Origin of the sequence: Maribacter sp., from assembly GCF_049667165.1 — a bacterium.
Classification (GTDB): Bacteria; Bacteroidota; Bacteroidia; order Flavobacteriales; family Flavobacteriaceae; genus Maribacter_A.
The window spans coordinates 1-7,853 of sequence record NZ_JBATHS010000139.1; the positions used below are offsets into that span (position 1 = coordinate 1).

Annotated in this window: 8 protein-coding genes; 6 read left to right on the top strand and 2 right to left on the bottom strand. The window is 43.0% G+C overall.

Annotated elements, in window-relative coordinates; genetic code table 11:
* The 4 genes from WBM98_RS07295 to WBM98_RS07310 all read left to right on the top strand — a co-directional run.
* Window positions 1-732 (top strand): NRAMP family divalent metal transporter (locus WBM98_RS07295; protein WP_424365364.1); only part of this gene is annotated, 732 nt, incomplete at its 5' end.
* On the top strand, window positions 733-1,476 hold the full coding sequence (gene pxpA, locus WBM98_RS07300; RefSeq protein WP_424365365.1) for a 5-oxoprolinase subunit PxpA: 744 nt from the start codon (window positions 733-735) through the stop codon (window positions 1,474-1,476).
* Window positions 1,473-2,210 carry a 5-oxoprolinase subunit PxpB gene (pxpB, locus tag WBM98_RS07305; RefSeq protein ID WP_424365366.1) on the top strand — a complete coding sequence of 246 codons (738 nt, stop codon included), beginning with the start codon at window positions 1,473-1,475 and terminating at the stop codon, window positions 2,208-2,210. The genes pxpA and pxpB overlap by 4 nt, the downstream gene beginning before the upstream one ends.
* Window positions 2,203-3,042 carry a biotin-dependent carboxyltransferase family protein gene (locus WBM98_RS07310; protein ID WP_424365367.1) on the top strand — a complete coding sequence of 280 codons (840 nt, stop codon included), beginning with the start codon at window positions 2,203-2,205 and terminating at the stop codon, window positions 3,040-3,042. The genes pxpB and WBM98_RS07310 overlap by 8 nt, the downstream gene beginning before the upstream one ends.
* Here WBM98_RS07310 and WBM98_RS07315 read toward each other — a convergent pair.
* Together WBM98_RS07315 and WBM98_RS07320 are read right to left on the bottom strand one after the other, a co-directional pair.
* Window positions 3,039-3,767: a nitroreductase family protein gene (locus WBM98_RS07315; RefSeq protein ID WP_424365368.1), complete on the bottom strand. Its 729-nt coding sequence runs from the start codon at window positions 3,765-3,767 to the stop codon at window positions 3,039-3,041. The genes WBM98_RS07310 and WBM98_RS07315 overlap by 4 nt on opposite strands.
* A 4-nt stretch (window positions 3,768-3,771) precedes the next feature.
* Window positions 3,772-5,136, bottom strand: coding sequence for an aldehyde dehydrogenase (locus tag WBM98_RS07320; protein ID WP_424365369.1), 1,365 nt, complete (start codon window positions 5,134-5,136; stop codon window positions 3,772-3,774).
* A 304-nt stretch (window positions 5,137-5,440) separates the two neighbouring features.
* On the opposite strand from WBM98_RS07320, the gene ilvD reads away from it, so the two are divergent.
* Both ilvD and WBM98_RS07330 read left to right on the top strand, forming a co-directional pair.
* Window positions 5,441-7,117 carry a dihydroxy-acid dehydratase gene (gene ilvD / locus WBM98_RS07325; RefSeq protein ID WP_424365370.1) on the top strand — a complete coding sequence of 559 codons (1,677 nt, stop codon included), beginning with the start codon at window positions 5,441-5,443 and terminating at the stop codon, window positions 7,115-7,117.
* A 76-nt stretch (window positions 7,118-7,193) separates the two neighbouring features.
* Window positions 7,194-7,853: thiamine pyrophosphate-binding protein (locus tag WBM98_RS07330; protein WP_424365371.1), on the top strand; the 660-nt coding region annotated here is incomplete at its 3' end.

A 7,853-nucleotide genomic window follows, 5' to 3' on the forward strand; every position in this document is an offset into this window, starting at 1 on the left:
TTTCTTTTAACGGCAATGATCACCAAACCTAATTTGCTTGACATCTTAAAAGGCTTGTTTGTTCCCAAAATACCTGAGGATGGTCTATTGACGATCATTGCCTTGGTGGGTACAACGGTCGTCCCCTATAATTTATTTCTTCATGCTTCCTTGGTAAGTGAAAAATGGAAGTCCAAGGAGGACTTGAAAACAGCAAGGAAGGATACGTTTATTGCAATAGCGTTAGGAGGATTGGTATCCATGGCGGTGGTCATAGCCGCCGCGGCCATTCCGGGTAAAGAAGTGGCCAATGTAATGGATTTGGCCAAAGGTTTGGAGCCATTATATGGTGATAGTGCCCGATATTTTATGGGGATCGGACTGTTCGCCGCAGGAATCACTTCGGCCATAACGGCACCTTTGGCAGCTGCTTATGTGACCAATAGTTGCTTTGGATGGGACGTAGGGTTGAAGGATTTTAAATTCAGGATGGTTTGGATGATTATCCTTGCCATCGGCGTAGTTTTCCTCTCCTTTGGCATCAAACCGATTGAAATTATCAAATTCGCACAAGTAGCCAATGGCATATTGTTGCCCTTAATTGCCGTATTTCTATTATGGATCGTCAATAAGCCATCCGTAATGGGTCAATATAAAAATTCGAAAATGCAGAATATACTGGGATTCGTCATAATTTTGTTGGCGATACTACTGGGAGCGAAAAGTATAATCAAAGTCATGGGTATTTTTTAAATGGAAAAGCGATATATCGATATCAATTGCGATGTAGGGGAGGGCATAGGCAATGAAGCTGGGATCCTACCTCTGGTTTCTTCCTGTAATATTGCCTGTGGGGGCCATACAGGGGATAGTACATCAATGGCCTCAACAGCGAAATTGGCCAAAGAATACGGTGTACATATCGGTGCCCATCCGTCTTACCCCGATCCTGGGAATTTCGGCCGTATTTCAATGGTAATCGATTCCCACGCATTAATGGAAAGTATACGACAACAGATCAAAACCCTTAAGCGTATATTGGACGAGGAGCATTTGGTAATGCACCATATTAAACCGCATGGGGCCCTTTATAATGATTTGGTCAGGGACCATGAACTATCCGATTTATTTTTGAACGCCATTGAAAATTATAAGGATTCTGTTTTTTTATATGCACCTTTCGGTTCCATTATAGCCCAAAAGGCCATTGAAAAGGGAGTCAAAATAAAATTCGAGGCTTTTGCCGATAGAACCTATAATCCCGATTTGGGTCTGGTCTCCCGTAGGTTGCCGAATGCGGTACTTAAGGAACCACAAGCGGTATTGGACCAACTGCTCACCATGGTACTTAAGGGTAAGGTTATGACGGTTGATGGGAGCGAGGTCCCGCTGCAGGCAGACACCTTTTGTTTACATGGGGATACCCCCAATGCATTACAAATTTTAATGTACCTTTCGGAAGAATTGCCCAAACAACAAATCTATATTAAAAAGTGACCGATTACCGAATTTCAATACGACCCTTTGGAGAACATGCTGTTCTGATCGAATGGCCCAATAAAGTAGATGAGGCTATATTAGAGGACATCATTCAGTTCAAATCTTACCTTAAACAGAACTTTTTAGATCCAAAAGAATGGGAAATGGTTCCGGCCTATAATTCCCTTACCTTAATAAATGGCATCGAAGATTTTGATTATCAGTCTTTTAAAAAGAAATTGAAGACTTGGTATGGTCAAAGGGTTAGTGCAAAATTGGCAGATAGATATCTATGGAAATTGCCAGTATGCTATGATTTGGATTTCGCCATTGATCTCAAGGAGGTCGCAGAAAAATTAGGAACTTCCATAGCGAAGGTCATTGAATTGCATACGTCACATGTGTTTACGGTATATGGAATCGGATTTTTACCCGGATTTATGTATCTCGGCGGTTTGCCCAAAGAACTGGAAGTTTCCAGACGTGACGAGCCGCGACAAAAGGTATTGCAAGGGGCTGTGGGTCTTGCTGGAAAGCAAACCGGTATCTATCCTCAGGAATCGCCAGGAGGCTGGAATATCATAGGTAATTGTTCCATTCCGATTTTTGATTCCAGCAGGGATGAACCCTGTTTTGTGAATGTGGGCGATAAAATACAATTCTATTCCATTTCAAGGGCAGAATATGATTTGCATAAAATCGAAGGGGAAGTAGGGATTTACCAATTTGAAAAAATAAAGTTGGATGCTTAAAGTACTAAAATCCGGTTTTTATACGACCATACAGGATGAAGGTCGTTTCGGGTATCGCGATAAGGGCGTACCTGTATCAGGGGCAATGGATGTCACTGACGTTCGAACTGCCAATAGGCTTTTGGAAAATGATGACAATGCCGCCGTATTGGAAATTACGATGACCGGGCCAACATTGCAATTCGAAGAGGATACCTTCATCGTTTTGGGCGGAGCCGAAATGTCCGCAACTTTGAACAATACCCCCATTTCCAACTATAATGTCATTCATATAAAAGCAGGTGATATTCTTTCCTATGGCAGATTACTGAAAGGTTTTAGAGGTTATTTGGCCATAAAGGGGGGCTTGAAAACGACCGAAGTTTTAGGAAGCCGATCCCAGTATTATCCGATTACCAAAAGGGGAAGTCTAAAGGATAACCAGGAATTGGACTATGACGCCTTTTCGACTTTTGTACCAAAAATATCTGAATTAAAAGCCATATCGCTTTTGGATGAAGTGGTTTTGGAGGTATCAAAAGGCCCTGAATTCGATTTATTGAACGATGCCCAATTGGAAAGTCTTTTTGTAAAGGAATTCTCGGTAGCCAAAGAAAACAACAGAATGGGCTACCAGTTCAATGAAAAGATAAAGGGTCATGAGCGATCCATGTTGACCTCGGCAACCTTACCAGGTACGGTTCAGCTTACTCCTTCAGGAAAATTGATTGTGCTTATGAAAGACGGTCAGACTACAGGTGGCTATCCAAGAATAGTCCAGTTGAACGATAAGGCGATATCCATCTTGGCCCAAAAAAGAAGTGGTGACACTGTTTCTTTTAAGCTCGCCTAAACTTTCTTATACACCTCATCAAAAGGTATCCTAAACCTGGGACCATAAACCCCCTTTTCGTCACGTACGCCACAGGCAATGATCATATTGATCTCAGCGCCCCAAGGCAAACCCAATACTTTTTTGACCCTAAGTGTATCACTCCCTTCCATGGGGCAGGTATCATAACCGATAGCTGCCATTGAAATCATAAAGTTCTGTGCCGCCAACCCCGCACTTTTATGGGCTACAATGCGCATATCCGATTTGCGTACTTGTCTATAAACTGGTCTAAAAAGACCCACAATCTGAAAGAATATAAATCGTAATCCACCTAAAATCCCCAAAAATTCGGAATAGAGCGTTGGGATAAGCTTGCCATAATAATTCAATACGAATTTTTCCCGTGTCGAATAGACGTTTTTAGCCTTATTCCCGAATCCTTTTTTCAAATAGTCAAGATTCGCCTTGCTTCTTTTTCGCCAAAGGTCTTTCCGGGTGACCACCACGACCAATTGTTTTGCGGTAATTGCCGCGGGTTGGTCAAAACAGGCTTTGGACAAGGCTTTGAGTGTGACCTTATCCGTAACATGATAAAACTCCCATAACTGTAAATTGCTACTGGTAGGGGCAAAGGAGGCATTCACCAAACATTGACGTACTTTTTTATCATCCAGCTCGACATCATCCCGATAAACACGAACGGACCGTCTGTAGGCAATGGCTTCGGTAACTGTTTTTTCCATGAGGCTAAAAAAGATGTTTTATCATTTTGACGAACCTCATAGGCAGATTATATGGGGCATAGCGTAATGGGGCATCCAACCAATTGGCTTTTTTTATGATGGCTTTTTGATGGGAAAAAATATCAAATGAAGTTTTGCCATGATACGCCCCGATACCACTGGCCCCAACACCCCCGAATGGTAATTTTTTATTGGTGATCTGAATGACGGTATCGTTAATGGCACCACCACCAAAACTGTAGGTACCAATAATTTTCTGTTGAAATTTTCTGTTGTTGGAGAAAACATAGGTGGCCAAGGGTTTTCCATAATTCATGATATGCCTTTCGATATCTTCCTCGGTATCATAAGCGATGATAGGCAGTATAGGGCCAAAAATCTCACCCTGCATTAATTTACTGTCCAATTTTGGTTCATTGACCAAAGTAGGCGAGAGGTAATTGTCCCCTTCATTACTTTGCCCCCCAAAAAGAATTTCCTCCCCTTCAAGCATTGATTTTAATCCGCTATAATGCTTTTGGTTGATGGTTCGGGCATAATCAGGGGAAGCTTCCATATCCTCCCCATAACTGTTGATAATACTTTTTTTCAGGGCATCGATCAATTGGCCCTTAACTTTTTTATGCACCAGGACATAATCAGATGCAATACAGGTTTGACCGGCATTCAGGAATTTTCCCCATACAATGCGTTTGGCTGCCAAGGCTATGGAGGCCGTATCATCAACAATGCACGGATTTTTGCCTCCCAATTCCAAGGTAACCGGGGTCAAATGTTTGGCGGCACTTTCATAGACGATTTGGCCGACTCGTGTACTTCCGGTAAAGAAGATATAATCCCATTTTTGGGCCAATAGCTGTTGCGACACTTCAACCCCACCTTCTACAACGGCCGCATGTTCCCGTGGAAAAACAGCGGTGATGATTTCAGAAATCAGCCTTGAGGTTTTAGGCGTAGTCTCAGAGGGTTTAATAACAACGGTATTACCAGCCGCAATGGCCCCGATCAGTGGCGCAATGGCTAGTTGGAAGGGATAGTTCCATGGTGCGATGATCAAGACGGCCCCATAGGGTTCTTTGTAGATCCAATCAGAAGAAGGCCAATTCATCAAGGTGGCCGATTTCCGTTCTGGTCGCGCCCATAGGTCAATACATTTAAGGACCAATTTTAGCTCGGCAAGTACAAATTGGGTTTCTGCAGCAAGGGTCTCGAACTTGGGCTTCTTAAAATCGGCATAAATGGCATCACAAATAGCATCTTCCCTAGCGATGATCTCTTTTTGTAAACGTTTTAAGGCTTTTTTTCGAAATGAAACCGCTTTGGTCTGTTGTGTTAAAAAAAATTCGCGTTGCTTTTGTAAGATTTCCATAATAAAGTCAAGTAATCAAATGTAGGGAATTTATCCAAGCCCTAAATAGGTTTGGTGGACGACCATCGGTTAAATACATATATTGCTTTTTCCAACCTTTTATAGGAAGGCTCCAAGGGGAATAAAAGTATTGGATATGGTAGAAGAAGTGCCTGTAAAATGCAGATATACAATACATTACATCAATAATAATGATATTGGATTTAGAGCCTTACTCATTGTTGGGAATCTAGCATTAATGAAACAATTATATTTGATTGCTAAATCATAGGTAATAGGATTACATCAACACTAATAATTTTATATGGAATTGAATAAATACAGTAAAAATGTAACCCAAGATCCAACACAACCGGCAGCTCAAGCCATGTTATATGGTATCGGTTTCAAGGATGAGGATTTCGACAAGCCTTTGGTCGGTATCGCCAGTACGGGGTATGAGGGCAATCCATGTAACATGCATTTGAATGATTTAGCGAAACTGGTAAAGGAAGGGGTCAATGCCAAGGAAACCATAGGCCTTATATTCAATACCATCGGTGTTAGTGATGGTATTTCGATGGGGACCCCAGGAATGCGCTTTTCACTACCATCAAGGGATATCATTGCGGATTCTATGGAGACCGTTGTCCAAGCCATGTCCTATGATGCCCTGGTCACCGTGGTGGGGTGCGATAAGAACATGCCAGGCGCCTTAATGGCGATGTTGCGTTTAAACCGCCCATCGATATTAGTGTATGGAGGCACCATTGCCTCCGGATGCCATAATAACAAAAAATTGGATATCGTATCCGCATTCGAAGCCTGGGGTGAGAAGGTGGCGGGTACTATGGAAGAGTCCGAATTTAAATGTATCATTAAGAAATCGATTCCAGGCGCTGGTGCATGCGGTGGTATGTATACGGCCAATACAATGGCCTCTGCCATTGAAGCATTAGGGATGTCAATGCCTTATAATTCTTCCAATCCGGCAGACAATTATCTAAAGGAGAATGAATGTATTGAGGCTGGCAAGCAAATGCGATTTCTAATTGAAAAAGATATAAAACCTTTGGATATCGTAACTAGGAAATCCTTGGAAAACGCCATACGTCTGGTAACGATATTGGGGGGCTCAACAAATGCAGTCTTACATTTCCTAGCCATTGCCAGAGCTGCGGATATTGAGTTTACCCTACAGGATTTTCAGCATATCAGCGATACGACCCCCTTTATTGCAGATCTCAAACCCAGTGGCAAATACCTGATGGAAGATGTGCATCGCGTGGGTGGTATCCCGGCCGTTTTGAAATACCTATTGAAGAATGGACTATTGCATGGTGATTGTTTAACGGTTACCGGAAAGACCTTGGCCGAAAATTTGGAAAATGTTCCGGATTTGGAAGCAGGGCAGGATGTTATCATGCCTTTGGATAAGCCGATCAAGGCAACGGGCCATTTGCGTATGCTTTATGGAAACCTTGCCGAAAATGGTTCGGTAGCGAAAATTACAGGTAAGGAAGGCCTGATATTTAAGGGAACCGCTAAAGTATTCAATAGCGAATATGAGGCCAATGACGGTATAGGGAAAGGGTTGGTCAAAAAAGGGGATGTAGTCGTGATTCGCTATGAAGGACCCAAAGGAGGGCCAGGAATGCCCGAAATGTTAAAACCAACCGCTGCCATTATGGGCGCTGGGTTGGGAAAGGATGTGGCCTTGATTACCGATGGGCGTTTTTCCGGGGGAACCCATGGTTTCGTTGTGGGACATATTTCCCCAGAAGCACAGGACGGCGGAGTGATCGCTTTGGTTAATAATGGCGATACCATAACTATCGATGCGGAAACCAATTCGATCAATGTAGCGTTGACCGATAAGGAATTAGAACGACGTAGAGCGGAATGGGTGCAACCCGAACTTAAATTTAAAAAAGGGGTCTTGTATAAATATGCCCGTTCGGTATCTTCTGCGTCACAGGGTTGTGTCACAGATGAATTTTAAAAAAAATATTCAAAAATCGCCCTATTTTGGGTCGTACAGGGTGCTTTCATAAAAACATCCATTTAGTTTAGAAATTATGCAGACAGTAAAAGAAAAGAAAAAAGAAGCCAATTCCCCTACCAAGATCAAGATCAGTGGAGCGGAAGCGATTATACATTGCCTATTGGCAGAAGGTGTTGAGATACTTTATGGATATCCTGGTGGGGCCATAATGCCGGTCTATGATGAGCTTTATAAGTTTCAGGATAAACTGACCCATATTCTAACTCGCCACGAACAAGGCGCTACACATGCGGCCCAAGGTTATGCCCGTGTTACGGGCAAAGTGGGTGTGGCCATAGCCACTTCCGGTCCGGGAGCTACTAACTTGATCACAGGTTTGGCCGATGCCCAGATCGATTCGACCCCGATGGTTTGTATCACGGGTCAGGTGGCTAGACATCTGTTGGGTTCGGATGCATTCCAAGAGACCGATATCATTGGGATTTCAACGCCAGTAACGAAATGGAATTATCAGGTAACCAGAGCTGAAGAGATCCCGGAAATCATGGCGAAGGCCTTTTATATTGCCAAATCAGGTCGACCTGGCCCTGTATTGATCGATATTACAAAAAACGCCCAGTTCGACGAATTGGAGTTCAGTTATGAACATTGTACGGGTATACGAAGTTATAAGCCCTTTCCAACGCCTGACCAATCAGCCATTGATGCTGCCGCCGAATTGATCAATTCGGCC